Annotated in this window: 19 protein-coding genes; 3 read left to right on the top strand and 16 right to left on the bottom strand. The window is 71.0% G+C overall.

All coding sequences use genetic code 11. From position 1 onward, the window contains the following. Positions 1–53 precede the first annotated feature (53 nt). Positions 54–530 carry a ricin-type beta-trefoil lectin domain protein gene (locus HHX31_RS10425; RefSeq protein WP_169947619.1) on the bottom strand — a complete coding sequence of 159 codons (477 nt, stop codon included), beginning with the start codon at positions 528–530 and terminating at the stop codon, positions 54–56. Positions 531–794: 264 nt separating this feature from the next. On the opposite strand from HHX31_RS10425, the gene HHX31_RS10420 reads away from it, so the two are divergent. Beyond that, entirely contained in the window at positions 795–1,445 is a 651-nt protein-coding gene (locus HHX31_RS10420; RefSeq protein WP_169947617.1) for a superoxide dismutase family protein, read from the top strand. A gap of 118 nt (positions 1,446–1,563) precedes the next feature. Here the strand turns inward: HHX31_RS10420 and HHX31_RS10415 are convergent, their stop codons facing one another. From HHX31_RS10415 to HHX31_RS10405, 3 genes are all read right to left on the bottom strand, one after another. Beyond that, complete coding sequence (locus tag HHX31_RS10415) at positions 1,564–2,379, bottom strand: polysaccharide deacetylase family protein (RefSeq protein WP_169947615.1); 816 nt, start codon at positions 2,377–2,379, stop codon at positions 1,564–1,566. A 37-nt stretch (positions 2,380–2,416) separates the two neighbouring features. Then, positions 2,417–2,722: a hypothetical protein gene (locus HHX31_RS10410; protein ID WP_169947613.1), complete on the bottom strand. Its 306-nt coding sequence runs from the start codon at positions 2,720–2,722 to the stop codon at positions 2,417–2,419. A gap of 121 nt (positions 2,723–2,843) precedes the next feature. Continuing rightward, positions 2,844–3,476, bottom strand: coding sequence for a helix-turn-helix domain-containing protein (locus tag HHX31_RS10405; protein WP_169947611.1), 633 nt, complete (start codon positions 3,474–3,476; stop codon positions 2,844–2,846). A 44-nt stretch (positions 3,477–3,520) separates the two neighbouring features. Between HHX31_RS10405 and HHX31_RS10400 the strand changes: the two genes are divergently transcribed. After that, positions 3,521–4,378, top strand: a complete 858-nt coding sequence (locus HHX31_RS10400) for a DMT family transporter (RefSeq protein ID WP_211589551.1) — start codon at positions 3,521–3,523, stop codon at positions 4,376–4,378. Between the two features lie 21 nt (positions 4,379–4,399). On the opposite strand, the gene HHX31_RS10395 is transcribed toward HHX31_RS10400, so the two are convergent. Continuing rightward, positions 4,400–4,993 (bottom strand): sigma-70 family RNA polymerase sigma factor, encoded by a 594-nt coding sequence (locus HHX31_RS10395; RefSeq protein ID WP_169947609.1) that lies wholly within the window; start codon positions 4,991–4,993, stop codon positions 4,400–4,402. Between the two features lie 335 nt (positions 4,994–5,328). On the opposite strand from HHX31_RS10395, the gene HHX31_RS10390 reads away from it, so the two are divergent. Beyond that, positions 5,329–6,372, top strand: coding sequence for a PLP-dependent cysteine synthase family protein (locus HHX31_RS10390; protein ID WP_249345860.1), 1,044 nt, complete (start codon positions 5,329–5,331; stop codon positions 6,370–6,372). A gap of 391 nt (positions 6,373–6,763) precedes the next feature. On the opposite strand, the gene ftsY is transcribed toward HHX31_RS10390, so the two are convergent. From ftsY to recG, 11 genes are all read right to left on the bottom strand, one after another. Beyond that, the gene (gene ftsY / locus HHX31_RS10385; protein ID WP_169947605.1) at positions 6,764–7,945 is read right to left on the bottom strand and encodes a signal recognition particle-docking protein FtsY; all 1,182 of its coding nucleotides are present in this window, start codon (positions 7,943–7,945) and stop codon (positions 6,764–6,766) included. Between the two features lie 113 nt (positions 7,946–8,058). After that, positions 8,059–11,772 carry an AAA family ATPase gene (locus HHX31_RS10380; RefSeq protein ID WP_169947603.1) on the bottom strand — a complete coding sequence of 1,238 codons (3,714 nt, stop codon included), beginning with the start codon at positions 11,770–11,772 and terminating at the stop codon, positions 8,059–8,061. A 213-nt stretch (positions 11,773–11,985) separates the two neighbouring features. After that, positions 11,986–12,180, bottom strand: coding sequence for a hypothetical protein (locus tag HHX31_RS10375; RefSeq protein WP_076436969.1), 195 nt, complete (start codon positions 12,178–12,180; stop codon positions 11,986–11,988). 188 nt (positions 12,181–12,368) lie between these two features. Further along, positions 12,369–12,638 carry an acylphosphatase gene (locus HHX31_RS10370; protein ID WP_169947601.1) on the bottom strand — a complete coding sequence of 90 codons (270 nt, stop codon included), beginning with the start codon at positions 12,636–12,638 and terminating at the stop codon, positions 12,369–12,371. Positions 12,639–12,714: 76 nt separating this feature from the next. Next, the gene (gene mutM / locus HHX31_RS10365; RefSeq protein WP_169947599.1) at positions 12,715–13,587 is read right to left on the bottom strand and encodes a bifunctional DNA-formamidopyrimidine glycosylase/DNA-(apurinic or apyrimidinic site) lyase; all 873 of its coding nucleotides are present in this window, start codon (positions 13,585–13,587) and stop codon (positions 12,715–12,717) included. Between the two features lie 16 nt (positions 13,588–13,603). After that, a complete protein-coding gene (gene rnc, locus HHX31_RS10360) occupies positions 13,604–14,353 on the bottom strand; it encodes a ribonuclease III (RefSeq protein ID WP_169947597.1) in 750 nt (249 codons plus the stop codon). 245 nt (positions 14,354–14,598) lie between these two features. Next, positions 14,599–14,778 carry a 50S ribosomal protein L32 gene (gene rpmF, locus HHX31_RS10355; RefSeq protein WP_030506036.1) on the bottom strand — a complete coding sequence of 60 codons (180 nt, stop codon included), beginning with the start codon at positions 14,776–14,778 and terminating at the stop codon, positions 14,599–14,601. Between the two features lies 1 nt (position 14,779). After that, positions 14,780–15,334, bottom strand: coding sequence for a DUF177 domain-containing protein (locus HHX31_RS10350; RefSeq protein WP_169947595.1), 555 nt, complete (start codon positions 15,332–15,334; stop codon positions 14,780–14,782). A 70-nt stretch (positions 15,335–15,404) separates the two neighbouring features. After that, on the bottom strand, positions 15,405–15,881 hold the full coding sequence (gene coaD / locus HHX31_RS10345; protein WP_139580059.1) for a pantetheine-phosphate adenylyltransferase: 477 nt from the start codon (positions 15,879–15,881) through the stop codon (positions 15,405–15,407). A 16-nt stretch (positions 15,882–15,897) separates the two neighbouring features. Then, on the bottom strand, positions 15,898–16,467 hold the full coding sequence (gene rsmD, locus HHX31_RS10340) for a 16S rRNA (guanine(966)-N(2))-methyltransferase RsmD (RefSeq protein ID WP_169947593.1): 570 nt from the start codon (positions 16,465–16,467) through the stop codon (positions 15,898–15,900). A gap of 353 nt (positions 16,468–16,820) precedes the next feature. Beyond that, positions 16,821–18,983 carry an ATP-dependent DNA helicase RecG gene (gene recG / locus HHX31_RS10335; RefSeq protein WP_169947591.1) on the bottom strand — a complete coding sequence of 721 codons (2,163 nt, stop codon included), beginning with the start codon at positions 18,981–18,983 and terminating at the stop codon, positions 16,821–16,823. Positions 18,984–18,990: the final 7 nt, after the last annotated feature.

Here is an 18,990-nt window from a genome sequence, read left to right as displayed (position 1 = left end):
CACCTGCGCGGCCGGGGCCCGATCACGTTCAGACGAGTCTCAGGCGCGGCACGCTAGAAGCCGGGCCGCCAGTCCTGGTAGTTGCTGCCGCACTTGCTCATGTACACGTCACCGGCCTTGTTGCTGTCGAGGCACTGGCCCGTCACGTAGGAGCTGTAGCGGTACACCACCGAGCTGGATCGGGCCTCCAGCCACTTCACGGTCGTGTTGTCCACGCACTTGGTGGTGTAGATCGCGCCCGGCCGGTTGGTGGCCAGGCACATCCCGGTGGCGACGTTCCTGACCGTGCCGAGACGGATGTCCAGGAGGGGCTTCCCCTGCTCCCGCACCCACTGCTGGTGCTTGTTACCGGACTGGCAGGGGAGGGTGTACACCTTGCCCGCCGCGTTGCTGTCCAGGCACCTGCCCGTGGCCCAGCTGCGCAGGATGGTGGTTGCGGTCTCCGCCTGAGCCGGGGTGGCCAGGAACAACGACGAGGCGGCTGCCAGACCCAATCCCAGGGACGACGCCAGAAGTCGCGTTCTTCGCACGCGATTACCTCTCTCGGGAAGGAACGCGGTCACCGCCGACAGTGACCGCTCGTAGATCGTTTGACGCACGTCTTCGCGATCTGGTTCGTACGCGGACCAAATGCCGCCGATTCCTTCCCCGCATCGAGCCCTCTGCCGGTTCCCGGCGGCGGGAACCGGCAAGAGCGGGTAAACGGCGGGCACAGATGACGTCGTTCGCGCCCCTCGTCATCCCCGGCCGTGCTCTGCTGGCGCAGGCAGTGCAGCGTCTGAAGAGGAGCGATCATGTCCCGCACAACCCGTCTCACCGTGGCCGCCGGGCTCGCCCTGGGACTGGCCGCCGCGGCCGCCCCGGCCGTACCGGTGCTGTCCGCCACCACCCAGGCCGCAGCCACGCAGGCGGGACAGGCCGCGCAGACGCGGCCCGGCCAGCCGATCACGGCGGTCATCAGGAACGCCGGTGGGCGCGTCCTCGGCACCGTGCACGTCGAGCGGTACGACGCGAAGAAGTCGCGGGTGAGCGTGGGCGTGCGGGGGCTCACCCCGGGGTTCCACGGCTTCCACGTGCACGGCACCGGCGTGTGCGATCCCCGCTCCGTCGACCGCGAGACGGGCAGCCCCTTCTCCAGCGCCGGGAGCCACCTCGGCCCCGGAACGCACGGCCAGGGGGCCGGGGACATGCCGCCGCTGCTGGCGGCCGCGGACGGCACCGCCTCCGCGTCCTTCGTGACCGACAGGTTCACCGTGGAGCAACTGGGCGACGCCAACGGCAGCGCGTTCGTGGTGCACGCCGGGCCGGACAACCTCGCGCACATCCCCGACCGCTACTTCCACCGCCCCGACGACACCGGCGCCGTGGGCCCGGACGCGACCACGCGCAAGACCGGTGACGCCGGCGCCCGCGTCGGCTGCGGCGTCGTCAAGGGCCGCGTCTGACCGGGTGAGGGTTAGGTCCGGAGAGATGACGTCGCGGCGAGCCGGCCGGCGAGCCGAGCGGCTCGCCGGGAAGCCCGTTCGCCCTCGCACGCCCCGCCGGGACCATGATTACGGCCGTCTACCGGTTGGTGTACTTCTTCCCTGGCGTGGTGGCGCCGAGCAACTCCGAGACGGTCACGTACGTGAAGCCCTTGCGGTCGAGCTCGTCCAGCAGGTGAGGCAGCGCCTGCACGGTGGTGGCATGGATGTCGTGCATGAGCACGATGTCGCCCGGCTTCGCCGCCGCGCTGCGCTGGGCGATCACAGCGGGGTTGCGGTTGAGCCAGTCGAGGGTGTCGACCGCCCACATGATCTGCGAGAGGCCTGCCTGCCTGGTCCCTGCGTCGACCGCCGGGTTCGTCGCGCCGTACGGCGGGCGCATGAGCCGCATCCGCACACCGGTCACCTTCCGCACAACCTCCTGGGTCCGGTCGAGCTGGCGGTGCAGGCCGTCTGCCGACAGCCCCGGCAGCGAGGCGTGGTCCCAGGAGTGGTTGCCGATCTCGTGACCCTCGGAGGCCATCCGCCGTACGAAGTCCCGGGTCTCGTCGGTGACCATCTGCCCGAGCAGGAAGAAGGTGGCCCTGGCATGGTGGGCGGCGAGCAGGTCGAGGACGTGCCCGGTGTACTCCGCCGGTCCGTCGTCGAACGTCAGCGCCACGCACTTGTGCCGCCGGCAGTCCACGGTCCGGGGAGGCGGGATCGCGGGCAGGCGCGGCGGCGCTCCCCGCTGCGACCCCGCGAGCCGGAAGCGCAGCAGGTCGGGGTCGAAACGCCCCGGCGTGCCGAAACGCGGATGCGGCGCCGCCGGACGTTCCCCCACGGACGTCACAGTCCTCGCGTGGGCACATCCGCCGAGCAGCAGCAACGACAGCAGCACGGATCCGATCCGCATACGACGACCCCCCGGAGCAGGCGGGGGGCCACGAACGCTACGGATAGCCTCCGGCCGGTCCCCCCCGCAGAACCTTTTCCAGCTCCTCCCACCAGGGCGGCACGTCCGCCTTCAGCTCGGCGTACCTGCGGGCCACCCTTGAGGCGCATCCTGCGGGGTCCGTACCCAGGTGCCGACATTTCACGGCACCTTCGCGCCAACGGTAAAAGCCGTCACGGAAGGTCACGACCAGGCCTATCCAGACGGAGAGAGTAGCCTCGTCACCGATCTCGTAGGCGTCGGCCACCCCGAGCGCGGCGAGTTCCGCGCCAAGTTTTTCCACCGCGACTCGCGATTCACTCACCGGCCACCGCCCCCTGCACAGCAGACACGCACAAAAAGGGATGTACCCAACCTTGGAGCGGCGCTTGCGGATTCATTCAGTAATCATCTGCTACTGAGCGTCACCACGCAGCCCTTACTGGTCAGTCATCTGCGGGTTCTGCGACATCCGCCGGTTCCCGGACGTCTGCCGGCAGCGTGACATCGGGTGGTTCCGGAGGCTCGGTGACCACCATCACGAAGCGCAGCGGCTCGTCGTGCTCGTTGGCGTACCGGTGCGGCCGGTCGGCGCTGAACACGACCGCGTCACCGCACCCCACCACGTGGCTCCCGCCGTACACGGTCAGCGTGAGCCGCCCCTCCAGGACGGTGAGCATCTCGCGGGTGCCGCCGGGGTGCGCGTCACCGTCGTGATGCTCGCCCGGCCCGAGCCGCCAGTCCCACAACTCCAGGATCGCGGGCGCGTCGGTCCCCACGAGCAGCCGGGCCGACCCGCCCCCGGGGTGCCGGAACGTGAGCACCTCGGACTCGTGCACGACCCGGACGACCGGGGTGTCGGCGACCTCCACGAGCCGCGCCAGCGTGACGCCCAGCGCGTCGGCGACCCGCGTGAGCGTGTTGACGCTCGGGTTCGTGCGGCCCTGCTCGATCTGGATCAGCATGCCGCGGCTGACGTTCGACCGCGCCGCGAGCTCGTCGAGAGTCATCCCCCGGTGGGCCCGCTGGCCCCGTACGTTGGCGGCGATGGCCGCGGTGATCGTCGCAGGATCAGCCATGGGTTCATGATACTGATCTCCTTGTACAATCCATTGCACTATTCATGCGGTCTCTTGGGGGATGTGTGACGGCGGCGGCGCTCGCGACGGCATGCGCGGTGATCTTCGGCACAGCCGACTTCTTCGGCGGGCTCGCCACCAGGCGATCGAAGGTGCTGGCCGTCGTCGCGCTCTCCCAGCTCGGCGGCCTGCTGCTGGTCGCCGCCCTGCTCCCGATCCTGCCCGGCCACGCGAGCACGGCCGCGCTGGCCTGGGGCATGGCTTCCGGGGTCGCGGGGGCCTTCGGCATCGTGCTGTTCTACCGCGGCCTGGCCACCGGCATGATGTCGGTGATCGCCCCGACCACGGCGACGACCGCGATGGCCGTCCCCGTGGTCTTCGGCCTGCTCAGCGGCGACCGGCCGTCCGTCCTCGCGCTGGTTGGCGTGGCGCTCGGCCTGCTCGCCGTACTGCTGGTCAGCCGCGAGCCGAACGGCGGCGCGAGCGGCCCCAAGGCAGGGCCGATCATCGCCGCCCTGGCGTCCGGGGCGGGCTTCGGCGGGTTCTTCGTACTGCTCAAGCTGGCCCCGGCCGACTCGGGCACCTGGCCCCTGCTCGGGGCGCGGATCGCGTCGATCACCCTGGTCGTCCTGCTGGCCCTCGTCACGCGCAGGAGCCTGCGCCCGGCCCCCGGCACCCTGAGGGTGACGGTCGCGGCCGGGCTGCTCGACATGATCGCCAATGTGCTTTATCTCTTCGCGGCGCAGCGGGGGATGCTCACCCTGGTCGCCGTCCTGGTGTCGCTCTACCCGGCGAGCACGCTGCTGCTCGCGCGGCACGTCCTCGGCGAACGGCTGAGCCCCGTGCAGATCACCGGCGTGGGGTTCGCGCTCGGCGCGATCGCCCTGATCGCCGCCGCGTGAGCGCCGCCTGAACCGCTCGCGTCAGGCCGCGCAGGCCTGCTCGGGGACGCGTACGACGCCCTCCTCGCGGGCGTAGCCTTCCAGCATGCCGCGGAGCTGCCGGCGGCCCCGGTGTAACCGGGACATGACGGTGCCGATCGGCGTGCCCATCCGGTCGGCGATCTCCTTGTACGCGAAGCCCTCCACGTCGGCGAGGTAGACGGCGACCCGGAAGTCCTCCGGCAGGGAGCGCAGGGCGTTCATCACGACGCTGTCCGGGATCTGGTCGAGGGCCTCGGACTCGGCCGAGCGCAGCCCGGTCGACATGTGCGACTCGGCCGCGGCGAGCTGCCAGTCCTCGATCTCCTCTGCGGCCGACAGCTTGGGCGAGCGCTGCTTCTTCCGGTAGTCGTTGATGAAGTTGTTGGTGAGGATGCGGTGCAGCCACGCCTTGAGGTTCGTGCCCTCGCGGAACTGGTGGTAGGACGTGAAGGCCTTGGCCACGGTCTCCTGGACCAGGTCCTCGGCGTCGGCGGGGTTGCGCGTCAGACGCATGGCGGACGCGTAGAGCTGGTTCGTCACAGGCACGACTTCGCGCTCGAACCATGTCTGCCGCTGCTCGTCGGTTGAGATCATCTCTTCCCCCTACGGAACTTCTCCCCCGTTACCCGTCCGGCCCGAACACATGCGAGGTCACTCGTCCATCGTTGTGCAAGGACATCGTGCCGATTGGGGCCTAAGCACGCTGTTAAGTCGTCCGGCCTGGTCAGCGCCATCGCTTCAGAACCAGGCCCGCGCGGCCAAAGTCACGCGCAAGCCGAACAAGTCTCATTAGAGTAACACTGGGACCTCGATCGAAAGTAAAATGTGGCGCTTCTCACTGTCTGTCGGTCTAGTGGGGCCCTTGGTGTTCATGCCGGACGACATGCCAGAGTTACGGCATGAATCACCTGGATCGGCATGATCCGGTCATGAGGGCCTGGGTGGCCGACGCCATCCAGGCCGTCGAGGCCGACGCCAACCGAAGCTGCGACACTCATCTGCATGCCTTCCCGCTCCCCTCGCACTGGGGTGTCGACCTCTATCTGAAAGACGAGTCGGTGCACCCCACCGGTTCACTGAAGCACCGGCTCGCCCGCTCCCTCTTCCTGTACGGCCTGGCCAACGGCTGGATCGGACCCACCACCACGATCATCGAGGCGTCCAGCGGATCCACCGCCGTGAGCGAGGCGTACTTCGCCCGCCTGCTCGGCCTGCCGTTCATCGCGGTCATGCCGGCGGGCACGTCACCGGAGAAGCGGGAGATCATCGAGTTCTACGGCGGCAAGTGCCACCTGGTGGACGACCCGAAGGCGATCTACGAAGAGTCACACCGGCTCGCCGCCGAGACCGGCGGGCACTACATGGACCAGTTCACCTACGCGGAACGGGCGACGGACTGGCGGGGCAACAACAACATCGCCGAGAGCATCTTCCAGCAGATGGCCCTCGAACGGCACCCGGAGCCCACGTGGATCGTGGTCGGCGCGGGCACCGGCGGCACCTCAGCGACGATCGGCCGCTACATCCGCTACCGTCGGCACCAGACCAGGCTGTGCGTGGCCGATCCCGAGGGCTCCGCGTTCTACCCGTCCTGGGTCTCCGGTGAGGAGCACGACGGAGCCGGGTCGCGGATCGAGGGCATCGGCAGGCCGCGGGTCGAGCCGTCGTTCCTGCCGACGGTCATCGACCGGATGGTGCGGGTCCCGGACGCCCTGTCGATCGCGGCGACGCACTGGGTCAGGGAGGTCACCCGCCGGGAGGTCGGCGGCTCCACCGGCACCAACATCGCGGCGGCGGTGCAGATCATCGGGGAGATGCGGGAGCGAGGCGAGCGCGGCAGCGTGGTCACGCTGATCTGCGACGGCGCGGAACGCTACCGCGACACCTACGGAGACCCCCAGTGGCTGTCCGAACAGGGCATCGACATCACCCCCCACCTCCACGACCTCCACACCTTCCTCCACTCGCCGTGATCTTGCAGTTTGTCGCAGGGATGCCGCGCGACCTGCACTTCCACGGACCGTGATCTTGCAGTTTGTCGCAGAGACACTCGCCGACCTGGACCGCTACCGAAATTGATCATGCAATGAAGGCGCTTTCCAGCCCGTGACCTGTACGGACATGGCTCGTGATCATGCACCTGCCGACCGGCACCCATTCGACACCAGTCGCATTACCGCAAGATCGCGAACTCCGTCCACCCAGGCCATGACGGCCGAGGGCGTCACCCGTGCAAGATCACGGTAGGAGAACCCGCAGGTCAGAGCAGGCCCGTGCGACAAAGTGCAAGATCACGCCGGTCGTACGGGCTGCTCATGGCCCATCTATGCAACAAAATGCAAGATCACGGTGGAGTTGGGGGGGTTAGTCGCCGAGGAGGGCGTCGACGAAGACCTCGGGGTCGAACGGCGCGAGGTCGTCCGGCCCTTCACCGAGGCCCACCAGCTTCACGGGCACGCCCAGCTCGCGCTGGACCGAGATCACGATGCCGCCCTTGGCCGTGCCGTCCAGCTTGGTCAGCGCGATGCCCGTGATGTTGACCACCTCGGCGAAGACCTGCGCCTGACGCATGCCGTTCTGCCCCGTGGTCGCGTCGAGGACGAGGAGCACCTCGTCCACGGCCGCCTTCTTCTCGATGACCCGCTTCACCTTGCCGAGCTCATCCATGAGACCGGTCTTCGTGTGGAGACGGCCCGCCGTGTCGATGATCACGGTGTCGGCCTTCTCCTCGATGCCCTTGGCGACGGCGTCGAACGCCACGGACGCCGGATCGCCGCCCTCCGGGCCGCGCACCACGCCCGCACCGACCCGGTCGCCCCACGTCTGCAACTGGTCCGTGGCCGCCGCGCGGAAGGTGTCGGCGGCGCCCAGGACGACCTTCCCGCCGTCCCCGACCAGGACGCGGGCGAGCTTGCCCGAGGTCGTGGTCTTGCCGGTGCCGTTGACGCCCACGACGAGCACGACCGCAGGCCGCTCGCCGTGCGGTTTGGTGTGCAGCGTCCGGTCGAGGTCGGGAGCGATCTGCGTGAGCAGTTCCTCCCTGAGCAGCCTGCGCACCTCGTCCGGGGTGCGGGTGCCCAGCACCTTCACCTTCGTCCGCAGTTCCTCCACCATCGCCCTCGTCGGGGCGACGCCGACGTCGGCGGTGATCAGGGTCTCCTCGATTTCGTCCCAGACGTCGTCGTCGAGGCGGTCACGGGACAGCAGTTCGAGCAGGCCGCGACCGAGGACGTTCTGCGAACGGGCGAGCCTGCTGCGCAGCCGCACCATGCGGCCGGCCGAGGGCGGCGGGACCTCGATCTCGGGAGCCTTGATGAGCTCCTCGATCGGAGGGGCGGGCGGCGGCAGTGTGGTCGTCGTGCCGCCGTCTTCCTCACCGAGCCCCGTCTTCGCCGGTTCCTCGGTCACGGGAGCCCTGGGCTCGGGCGGGGCCGGCGGCGCGGGCGGCAGGTCCTTCGCCTTCGGCCGGAACAACAGCCAGAGGCCGCCCACCGCCAGGATGGCGACGAGGGCCACGATCACGATGATGCCGATGTAACCGTCCACACCATGCAGTTTCCCAGATCACCCGCATTACTCCTGCCAGGGCATGGCTCGATGGAGCGCGCGCCCCCGGTCAGGCCAGGGCGGAGACAAGCGCCCCCAGAGAAACCGGGAGCCTAGACCTTCTCGCGGAGCCGCTGGCTGACGACCTGGGTGACGCCGTCGCCGCGCATCGACACGCCGTACAACGCATCGGCGATCTCCATCGTGCGCTTCTGGTGGGTGATCACGATGAGCTGTGAGGCTTGTCGCAGTTCCTCGAACAGCGTGAGCAGCCGCTGGGTGTTGGTGTCGTCGAGAGCCGCCTCCACCTCGTCCATGACGTAGAAGGGCGACGGGCGCGCCTTGAAGATCGAGATGAGGAACGCGACCGCCGTCAGCGACCGCTCGCCGCCGGACAGCAGCGACAGGCGCTTGACCTTCTTGCCGGGCGGCCTGGCCTCGACCTCGACGCCGGTCGTCAGCATGTCCTCCGGGTCGGTCAGCAGCAGGCGGCCCTCCCCGCCGGGGAAGACCCGCTGGAAGATCCCCTCGAACTCGCGCGCCACGTCCTCGTACGCCGCCGCGAAGACCTGCTCGACCCGGTCGTCGACCTCCTTGACCACGAGCAGCAGATCGCGCCGGGTCTTCTTGAGGTCTTCGAGCTGGGAGGTGAGGAAGGCGTGCCGCTCCTCCAGCGCGGCGAACTCCTCCAGCGCCAGCGGGTTGACCTTGCCGAGCTGGGTCATCTGCCGTTCGGCCGCCCTGGCCCGCTTCTCCTGCTCCGCACGGACGTACGGCACCGGCGGGTCGCCAGGCACCGGCACGCCCGGCCCGTACTCGGCGATGAGCGGTTCGAACTCGATGCCGTACTCGTCCAGGGCCCGCTGCTCCATCTGCTCCAGTCGCAGCCGGCGTTCCGTCCTGGCCATCTCGCTGCCGTGAACCCGGTTGACCAGGGCGTCCAGCTCGGAGCCGAGCTCCCGTACGCGCAGGCGCACCTGCTTGAGCTCGGCGTCGATCTGCCCACGCGCCCGCTCGGCCTCGTCGCGCTCCTCGGCGGCCCGCGAAAGCGAGCCCTCCAGCGCGCCCAGGGCGGCGCGCGCTCCTTCGGCCACCGCGGCGGCGATCTCCGCCTGCCTGCGGCGGCGCTCCCGGTCGGCCGCGGCCCTGGCGCGGTCCTGCCGCTCACGCTGCGCCGCGCGCAGCAGGGCGTCGGCGCGGCCCGCGATTCCCCGCTCCCGCTCCTCCGCCGTACGCACGGTCAGCCGGGCCTCCATCTCGGCCTGCCGGGTGACGCCGCAGGCGGCGGCGAGCTCGTCCCGGAGGTCCGTGGTCGGCTCCGCCTCCAGCTCGGCGGCGTACTCGGCCTCGGCGAGCTGCTCCTCCAGCTCCACGACCGCGGCCTGCGCCTGGTCACGCGACTCCTGGGCGTCGAGCACGGACCGGCCGAGCCTGGCCGCCTCGTCCTGCGCGGCCTTGACGGCGGCCTCCAGCCGGGCGAGCTGCTTGGCCGCCGCCGCGGCCCGCTGGTCGGCCTCCCGCTGCCTGCCGCGCAGGCGGTCGAGCCCGGCCTGGGCCGCGTTCAGCCCGTTCTGCGCGGCGTTGACGCCGCCCTGGGCGACGCTGACGCCGCTCTGCGCCTCGGTGACCCGCGCCTGCGCCTCCTCCAGCGCGAGCTGGCACTCCCGCTCGGCGGCCACCGCCTCGGCCAGCGCCTCCGCGTGCTGTTCCGCCCCCGCCCTGGCGGTGGCGAGATCGGCCGCGGCCTCGTCCAGGGCCGTACGCATCCGCAGCAGCGAGACGCCCCCGCCGGAGCCGCCGTGCGCCGCGTGGGCGCCGAGCAGATCGCCGGCCGTGGTGACGGCCCGCAGCTCCGGGTGGGCGTCCACGACCTTGCGCGCGGTGAGCAGGTCGGGCACCACGACGACACCGGACAGCAGCGCCTCCACGGCGGGGCGCAGGTCGTCGGGCACGGTCACCAGGTCGGCGGCCCATTCCGCGCCCGCGACGGGCGCCTCCGGCCTCCCGCCGTCGCCGATCCTGTCGCCGGCGATCAGCAGGGCGGCGCGGCCCGCGTCGGCCTCGCGCAGGTGCTCGACGGCGGCGACGGCGGCCGTGAGCGAAGCGACGGCCACGCCGTCGACCGCCAGGACGGCCGCGACGGCCGCCTCCGCCCCGGGGCGTACGGCCAGCAGCGTGGCGATCGGGCCGAGCATCCCGGGAAGACCGGCGCCGAGCAGCGCGGCGGCTCCGTCCGCTCCCCCGGCGAGGCTCATCTCCAGGGCCTCGCACCGCGCCTGGAGCGCGGCGACAGCGCGCTGCGACTCGGCGTCGGCGGCGCGGGCCGTGCCCACGGCGGCCTTGGCGGCGGCCAGCGCGTCCCTGGGCGCGGCCAGCTCGGCCCGCGCGCGCTCCACGACGGCCTCGGCCTGCTCGGCCACGGCCCTGGCCTCCTCCACCGCCGCGCGGGCGAGGTCGACGCCCTCCTGCGCCGCCTCCAGTTCGGCCGCGAGCCCGGGGTCCGCCGGCGACTCGTCCAGCTCCTGCGCTTCGAGCTCGTCCCTGGCCTGCTCCGCGCGCCTGGTGGCGTCCTCCACGGCCTTGGTGAGCCTGCCGATCTCGTCCCCGGCTGCCCTGGCCCTGCTCCTGGCCGACTCGACCTGACCGCGCAGCCTGGCGAGGGCCTCGCGGCGGTCGGCCGCGGCACGGGCGGCGGCGGCCAGGCGCCGCTCCTCGGCGGCCAGCTTCTCCTCGGCCTCTGCGCGGATCTCGACGGCGGCCGCGAGCCGCTCGCGCGCCTCGTCCAGCTCCTCCGCCAGCACCCGCTCCTGCTCACGCACCTCGGCGGCCTCGCGTTCGAGGTCCTCCGGGTCGCGCCCGCGCCGCTCGACGGACGCGGCGTCGGCGGCGTGCCGCCGCCGTTCCGCCGCGAGGCTCTCCACGCCTCGCAGCCGCTCCCGCAGGGCCGAAAGACGGTAGAAGGTCTCCTGGGCGGCCTTGAGGCGCGGCTGGGCCTCGTTCTCCGCCGCCTCCAGCTCCCCCTCCCGCCGCTGGCCTTCGGCCAGCTCGGCCTCCACCTGGGCGCGCCGCGCCTGTACGGCCGCCTCGTCGGCCTCCTCCCGCTGCAGGGTGTCGCGGAGGGTGATCACGTCGTCGGCGAGCAGGCGCAGCCGCGCGTCGCGCAGGTCGGCCTGGATGACGGCCGCCTTGCGGGCGATCTCGGCCTGGCGGCCCAGCGGTTTGAGCTGGCGGCGCAGCTCCGCCACGAGGTCCTGGACGCGCGTCAGGTTGGCCTGCATCGCGTCGAGCTTGCGGAGCGCCTTCTCCTTGCGCTTGCGGTGTTTGAGTACGCCCGCGGCCTCCTCGATGAAGGCCCTGCGCTCCTCGGGCCCCGCGTGCAGCACCTGGTCGAGCTGGCCCTGGCCGACGATGACGTGCATCTCCCTGCCGATGCCCGAGTCGGAGAGCAGCTCCTGGATGTCGAGCAGGCGGCAGGTGTCGCCGTTGATGGCGTACTCGCTCTGGCCCGACCGGAACATCAGCCGGCTGATCGTGACCTCGGTGTAGTCGATCGGGAGCGCGCCGTCGCTGTTGTCGATCGTCAGGGTGACCTCGGCCCGGCCGAGCGGCGGGCGGCTGGAGGTGCCCGCGAAGATGACGTCCTCCATCTTGCCGCCGCGCAGCGACTTGGCGCTGTGCTCGCCCATCACCCAGGCGAGTGCGTCGACGACGTTCGACTTGCCCGAGCCGTTGGGGCCCACGACGGCGGTGATGCCCGGCTCGAAGCGGAGGGTCGTGGCGGAGGCGAAGGATTTGAAGCCGCGTAAGGTGAGCGTCTTCAGGTACACGTCCGCCCCCCTCGGTGCCGCCCGGCGTTCGGGGGGAAAGACTACAGCTCTCGGCGGCCGGGCACCCGGCATAACTGCCCGCTAAGCGGGCGGGGTGGTTCGCCGGTCTCACGATCGGCCGGCGGCCGGACCATCACAGGGGAACGACGGCGGAAATGGCAAGGGACGCCTTTGCGGGGCGTCCCTACAATCCTTTTCCCGTTCCTGCCGGACTCAGGTGAGAGCCGGCTCGCGATCCTGCAGCCGGACCAGGGCCTCATCACGAGTTTGCGCCGCAAGCGCGTCGTTCTGGGCCTGGAGCCGGGTGAGTTCTGCCTCGAGGTCGCGGACGCGCTGCTGGAGGCGGCGCATTTCCGAGATCATTCGAGGGTCAGGACCGCCGACGTGGCCGAGTAGAGCCTTCGCCATAGTAAAGGGTCCTCCACGCTGAGTGACCAGACTGGTTCGCGCACTTCGAGCCGCGGGAGGGGTGCGCGTGGTTCCTCTTAAGAGTCGCACCGGCAATGGAGACGGTCAAGTCGAACGCCCCGCGATGACCCGCCGGTGGACACTCTCGCCGGATAAATATACCGGATTTGAGGGGTTTGAGGGAAGCCCTACCTCTCGACAAACCCGGCAATACTTCGTTTCGCTTCGCTCCAGCGCTCGACCACCCCCTCGACTCGGCCGGGCGTGTCACCGGTGCGTAACAACGCCAGCAGCCGCTCGCACGACTCCTTGGGGCCCTCGGCGACGACCTCGACCCTTCCGTCGGCCAGGTTCGAGGCCCACCCGACGAGTCCGAGCTCCAGCGCGCGGGCCCGGGTCCACCACCGGAAGCCCACGCCCTGCACCCGTCCCCTGACCCATGCCGTCAACCGAACCACGCCTACAAGTATCCAGATCGGCTCCGGCCGCCTCGGGCGGGGGTCCTCGCTGCCGCGTCCCGCCCGTACGGGACGGCTAGGGGCGGGCGTTCCCCGGGCGGGGCTGGCACTTCGGGCAACTGTAGGAGGACCGGTTCATGAACGCCTCCCGCCGGATCGGCGTCCCGCAGCGGCGGCAGGGCTCGTCCCGCCTGCCGTACACCGCGAGTGAACGGTCGAAGTAGCCGCTTTCCCCGTTGACGTTGACGTACAGGCTGTCGAATGAGGTGCCGCCCTGCCCGAGCGCCTCGGTCATCACCGCGCGGACCGCCGCGAGCAGCTCGGCGATCTTCGGCCGGGTCAGCGTCTCCGTCGGCCTCGCCCAGTGCAGGCGGGCCCGCCACAGCGCCTCGTCCGCGTAGATGTTGCCGACCCCGCTGATCAGCGACTGGTCGAGCAGCGCCCGCTTGATCCCCGTACGGCGCAGCCGCAGCCGTACGGCGAACTCCGCGTCGTCGAAGGCGTCCTCCAGCGGGTCGGCGGCGATGTGCGCGATCGGCTCGGGCACCGACCGGCCCTTCCCGGCGGTCATGGGCGCCACCAGGAGGTGGCCGAAGGTCCGCTGGTCGACGAACCGTAACTCCAGGCCGCCGTCGGTGAAGCCCAGGCGCACCCGCAGGTGCTTCTCGACCGGCGACATCGGGTCGACGACGAGAAGCTGGCCGCTCATGCCCAGATGGGCGATCAGGGCCTCCCCAGCCTCCCGCCCGCCGTCCAGCAGGGGCAGCCACAGGTATTTGCCGCGCCGCTCCGCCGACGCCAGGGTGCGGTCCTTGAGCTGGGCGGACAGGTCGCCCACGTTGCGGCGGACCGCCCGGGGGTGCAGGACCTCGGCCGCGGCCACGGTCCGGCCGGCCACCCAGTTCTGGAGCCCCGCGCGGACGACCTCGACCTCGGGCAGTTCGGGCACGAGCCGCCTCCCGGTCTCAGGCGCGTACGGGGCCGGCGCCCTCGCGGGCGTCGCGCAGCGCGCGGATCGCGGTCCAGGCCGCCTCGGCCGCCTGCTGCTCGGCCTCCTTCTTGCTGCGCCCCGAGCCCTTGCCGTACTCCTTGCCGCCCACGCGCACCACGGCGGAGAACGACTTGGCGTGGTCAGGGCCGCTCTCGTCCACGTGATACTCGGGCACGCCGAGCATCTCGGCGGCGGTGAGCTCCTGCAGGGACGTCTTCCAGTCGAGCCCGGCGCCGAGCGACGCCGACCGCGTGATGAGGGGGTCGAACAGCAGGTGGACGACGCGGAACGCCTCGTCGAGGCCCTTGTCGACGTACACGGTGCCGATCAGGGCCTCGAGCGTGTCGGCCAGGATCGACGACTTGTCCCGCCCGCCCGTGCCCTCTTCACCGCGGCCGAGCCGCAGGTATTTGCCGAGGTCGAGCGTCCTGGCGACGTCCGCGAGCGCCCGCATGTTGACCACTGCGGCGCGCAGCTTGGCGAGCTGGCCCTCCGGCAGGTCCGGATGGTTGCGGAACAACGTGTCCGTCACCACGAGACCCAGCACCGAGTCGCCCAGGAACTCCAGGCGCTCGTTCGTCGGCAGCCCGCCGTTCTCGTACGCGTATGAGCGGTGCGTCAGCGCCCGCTCCAGGATGCCGGTGCTGAGCGTGACGTCCAGCACCTGGTAGAGCTCGTCCCTGGCGACCTCGACCGGGACGGGCCTGACAGACGGCGCGGCCATGAAATCCTCCCAACTCCTCTGTGCGAGCAGGGGCGCACGGGAGGCAGGTGGATCGGCCGAAGGCCCGAAGGCGTGGTGGACGCCGGTCCGCCGGGAGCCGATGGCCCCGGCGTCCACCACGACCGCGGGCGTGCATGTTGGTGCGTACCGTCCAACCGCCACCGCACGTTCCTGTGAAGCACCGTAACGCCGACCGGCTCGCCTTGACGATCCGGCCGGCGTCCCGATGTCCGCCTAACGCGCGATCAGGCCGACGGCTCGACGACCTGACGGCGGTTGTAGGTGCCGCAGGTCGGGCACGCCACGTGCGGGCGCTTGGGCGAGCGGCACTGCGGGCAGCTCACGAGTGCGACCGCCGCCGCCTTCCACTGGGACCTGCGGGCGCGGGTGTTGCTCCGCGACATCTTCCGCTTGGGGACGGCCACGTCAACCCTCCTGATCGTCTTCCTGTTCCACAACCAAACCCTGCAGCGCCGCCCAGCGGGCGTCGACCACGTCGTGCCGGTGGTCCGGGCCGGCGTCCGCCAGCCTGATCCCGCACTCCGCACAGAGACCGGGGCAGTCCTCACCGCACACCGGGCTCAGCGGCAGTGCGAGCACCACCGCGTCACGGAAAACCGGCTCGAGATCGAGCAGTTCGCCGTCGAGGAGCAGATCGTCCTCTCCGGCGTCCTCCGCCGAGTAGAAGTAGAGCTCCTGGAAGTCGACCTCGATCTCCGAGGTCAACGGGTCCAGGCAGCGCGAGCACTCCCCCGTCAGGGGAGCCCGCGCCGTGCCCGTCACGAGCACGCCCTCCATCACCGCTTCGAGCCGGATGTCCAGCTCGACGTCGGCGTCCTTGGGAACGCCGATCATTCCGACCGCGAGGTCCGCCGGTGCCGGGAGGGCCGGGCTGAGCGTGCGCATCGATCCCGGTCGACGCCCCAGGTCGTGGGTGGAGATCACCCATGGGGCTCGGGGATCGAGGGTGTGCAGACTCATCCTGCTCTCATTAGGCATGGCGAATCACCGCCGTCGTGCAAGGCCGAAAGGCAAGAATACCAGCCCTCGTTCAGCCTCTGAGCCGCTCCACGAGCAGCTGGTGGACGAGGTCCGGGACCAGGCCCGAGACGTCGCCGCCGTAGCGCGCGATCTCCTTGAGCCTGCTCGACGACAGGAACGAGTATTCCGGGTTGGTCGACATGAACAGCGTCTCGACGCCCGACATCCGGTAGTTGAGCTGCGCCATCTGCAGCTCGTAGTCGAAGTCGCTGACCGCGCGCAGGCCCTTCACGATGGCCGGGATGCCCTGCTGCCTGCAGAAGTCGACCAGCAGGCCGTGGAACTTCTCCACCCGGATGTTGCCGTACTCCTTCGTGACCGCCTGGAGCATCTCGATGCGCTCGTCGACGGTGAAGAGGCTGTGCTTCTCGATGTTGATGAGCACCGCCACGACCACCTCGTCATACAGCCGTGATGTCCGGCCGATGATGTCCAGATGTCCGTTGGTCACTGGATCGAACGATCCCGGGCAGACGACGCGACGCAAGGCGCACCCCCATGATTTACGGGTTCCTGGCCGGGCGACCGTACCAAACGGCCGCTTCGCCGTACCGACGGACCCTGTCTTCCGTGAAGCCCTCCGGCCACACCAGGTCCTTACCCCTCGACTCCCGCTCCACGGCGACGAGCGCGCCCTCCGCCAGCCAGCCGTTGTCGCGCAGCGCCGTCAGCAGCCGCGAGACCGCCTCGTCTGAGACGGCGTAGGGCGGATCGGCGAAGACGAAGTCGTACGGCTCCTCGCACGGCCGGCCCACCACCCGCTCGGCCTTCTCCGCCCGCAGGGACGCCCCCGGCAGCCCGAGCGACGCGATGTTCTCCCTGATCGTGCGGGCGGCCCTGGCATCCGACTCGACCAGAAGCGCGTGGCCGGCCCCTCTGCTCAGCGCCTCAAGCCCGACGGCGCCAGACCCGGCGTACAGGTCGAGGACCCTGAGCCCGTCGAGCGGGCCGAGTGTGGAGCCCACGGTGGCGAACAGCCCCTCACGGGTGCGGTCGCTCGTCGGCCTGGTCGATCTCCCCGGCGGCACGGCGAGCCTGCGTCCCCCCGCCGTCCCTGCGATCACCCGCGTCACCTCATCATTGTCCCGCCCCCGGCACCCCGCCCCGCACGGCGCGCGAAAGGGACGAAAAGATCGACCAGGTCAAGAGTGGGCAAGCAGCGTCGACGAATGGGTAAGAGCCGTATCCGGCCCCCCGTCACATGAGCATCATGAGTTCTGCGGCCTTCACGGTGACCCAGTGAAGGTCGGCCGGCGTGGTCGTGAGCCCTTCCGCACGCCGGCGCCCTCGGCACCTGACCCGAGGGGTGGGCCCGGCCAGGGACGGCATTCGGGGGGAGGCCGTCCCAAGGCTGGGCCCAGGGTCCTTAACGGGCGTCGTGTTCACACGGCGCCCGTTTCAATTTCCCCGGAACACACGCCGGCGGTCACGCTTTCTCGAGGAACTCGGCGCGCTCGTCGGCGACCAGGGTGTCGATCTCCGCCCGCAGCGCCGCGTGGGCCGACAACCCCGGATCGGCGGCCAGCAGGGAGACCGCCTCGGACCGGGCCGTCTCGATCACGTCCTCGTCGCGCAGCAACTGCAGCAGCTTGAGCGACGACCTGCGCCCCGACTGGGCCGCGCCGAGCACGTCGCCCTCCCTGCGCTGCTCCAGGTCGACACGGGACAGCTCGAAGCCGTCGAGGGTCGCCGCCACCGCGTCGAGCCTGCGGCGCGCCTGGGTGCCCTCCTGCGCCTCGCTCACGAGCAGGCACAGTCCCGGCAGGCCGCCCCGGCCGACCCGGCCGCGCAACTGGTGGAGCTGGGAGACGCCGAAGCGGTCGGCGTCCATGATGACCATCACCGACGCGTTGCGGACGTCGACGCCGACCTCGATGACCGTGGTCGCGACCATGACGTCGATCTCGCCCCGGGCGAAGGCGCGCATCACCGCGTCCTTGTCCTCCGGGGGGAGCTTGCCGTGCAGCACCTCCACCCGCAGGCCGGCCAGCGGCCCCTCCGCGAGCGTCCGCGCGACGTCGAGCACCGCCAGGGGCGGCCTGCGCTCGTCGTCGTCCTTCGCCAGGTCGCCCTCGTCGCCCTCCTGGTCGCCGATGCGTGGGCACACCACGTACGCCTGACGGCCCAGGCCGACCTCCTCACGGACCCGCTGCCAGGCGCGGTCGAGGAAGTGGGGCTTCTCCGCGGCGGGCACGACGTGAGTGGTGATCGGGGCCCGGCCGGAGGGGAGCTGGGACAGCGTGGACACCTCCAGGTCGCCGAACACCGTCATCGCCACCGTGCGCGGGATCGGCGTCGCCGTCATGACCAGCACGTGCGGACGGCCGCCGCCGCCCTTCTCGCGCAGTGCGTCGCGCTGCTCGACGCCGAACCTGTGCTGCTCGTCGACGACCACCAGCCCGAGATCGGCGAACTGGACGTGCTCCTGCAGCACGGCGTGGGTGCCGATCACGATCCCGGCCGCGCCGGAGGCCGCGTCGAGCAGCGCGGCCCGCCGCGCGGCGGCCCCCATCGACCCGGTGAGCAGCGCGACCGCCGTCCCGCCGAACATGCCGCCGGTCGCGAGATCGCCCAGCATGCTCACGATCGACCGGTGGTGCTGCTGGGCGAGCACCTCGGTGGGCGCGAGCAGCACGGCCTGCCCGCCGGAGTCCACCACCTGGAGCATCGCGCGCAGCGCGACCACCGTCTTGCCCGCGCCGACCTCGCCCTGCAGGAGCCGGTGCATGGGATGCTCGCGGGCGAGGTCCGCGGCGATCTCCTCGCCGACCTGCCGCTGTCCCTCGGTGAGCTGGAACGGCAGCCGCCCGTCGAACTCGCGCAGCAGCCCGTCGCCGCGCCCGGGACGGGCCCTGGCGAGCAAGGCGGAGGCCGCCATGCGCCGCCGCACCAGGACGGCCTGCAGGACGAACGCCTCGTCGAACTTCAGCCGGTCGTGCGACCGGGCGACGTCCGCCTGGCTGCGGGGCCGGTGGACGCGCCGCAGCGCCTCCTCGATCGGCAGCAGCCCCAGCCGCTCCCGTATCTCGGCGGGCACCGGATCGTCCAGGCTGAGCACGTCGAGCACCGTGCGCACGGCCCTGCGGATCTTCCAGCTCGGCAGGCCCTGGCCCGAGGGATAGATGGGCACGAGCGCGGAGGCGAACTCCTCGGCCGTCTCCTCCGTCTCGTCGAACGACTCGTACTCGGGATGGGTGAGGGACACGCGCCTGGTCCTCCCCCCGGCGAAGACGCCGACCTTGCCGGAGAACATCGCCTCGGTGCCGGGCGTGAGCCGCTGCTCGGCGACGTAGGCGCCCTTGCCGAAGAAGGCCAGGTGCAGCCTCTCCTTGCCGTCGGTCACCTCGATGTCGAGCCAGGTGCCCTGCCGGTTCTTCATCGGCCTGCGCACCACCGACGACACCTTCGCCACCACGGTCACGTGCTCGTCGTGCTCCAGCGACGCGATGGGCGTCAGCTCGCCGCGCTGCGCGTACCGCCGCGGGTAGTGGCGCAGCAGTTCACCGACCGTGCTGATGCCCAGCGCGCTCTCCAGCGGGGCGGCCGACCTGCCGACCACCTTCTTGAGCGGCTCGTCGAAGCTCGTCACGTCACCA

It is taken from the genome of Microbispora sp. H11081 (genome assembly GCF_012999535.1).
GTDB lineage: Bacteria > Actinomycetota > Actinomycetes > Streptosporangiales > Streptosporangiaceae > Microbispora.
Note: the sequence above shows the minus strand (reverse complement) of the source record. Positions and strands in the feature narration are given on the sequence as shown.

Bases quoted from the DNA above. Each gene is read 5' to 3' on its own strand.
- HHX31_RS10420 (WP_169947617.1), top strand. From the start codon at position 795: ATGTCCCGCACAACCCGTCTCACCGTGGCCGCCGGGCTCGCCCTGGGA.
- HHX31_RS10415 (WP_169947615.1), bottom strand. From the start codon at position 2,379: ATGCGGATCGGATCCGTGCTGCTGTCGTTGCTGCTGCTCGGCGGATGT.
- HHX31_RS10405 (WP_169947611.1), bottom strand. From the start codon at position 3,476: ATGGCTGATCCTGCGACGATCACCGCGGCCATCGCCGCCAACGTACGG.
- HHX31_RS10400 (WP_211589551.1), top strand. From the start codon at position 3,521: ATGCGGTCTCTTGGGGGATGTGTGACGGCGGCGGCGCTCGCGACGGCA.
- HHX31_RS10395 (WP_169947609.1), bottom strand. From the start codon at position 4,993: ATGATCTCAACCGACGAGCAGCGGCAGACATGGTTCGAGCGCGAAGTC.
- HHX31_RS10390 (WP_249345860.1), top strand. From the start codon at position 5,329: ATGAGGGCCTGGGTGGCCGACGCCATCCAGGCCGTCGAGGCCGACGCC.
- HHX31_RS10375 (WP_076436969.1), bottom strand. From the start codon at position 12,180: ATGGCGAAGGCTCTACTCGGCCACGTCGGCGGTCCTGACCCTCGAATG.
- rnc (WP_169947597.1), bottom strand. From the start codon at position 14,353: ATGGCCGCGCCGTCTGTCAGGCCCGTCCCGGTCGAGGTCGCCAGGGAC.
- HHX31_RS10350 (WP_169947595.1), bottom strand. From the start codon at position 15,334: ATGAGTCTGCACACCCTCGATCCCCGAGCCCCATGGGTGATCTCCACC.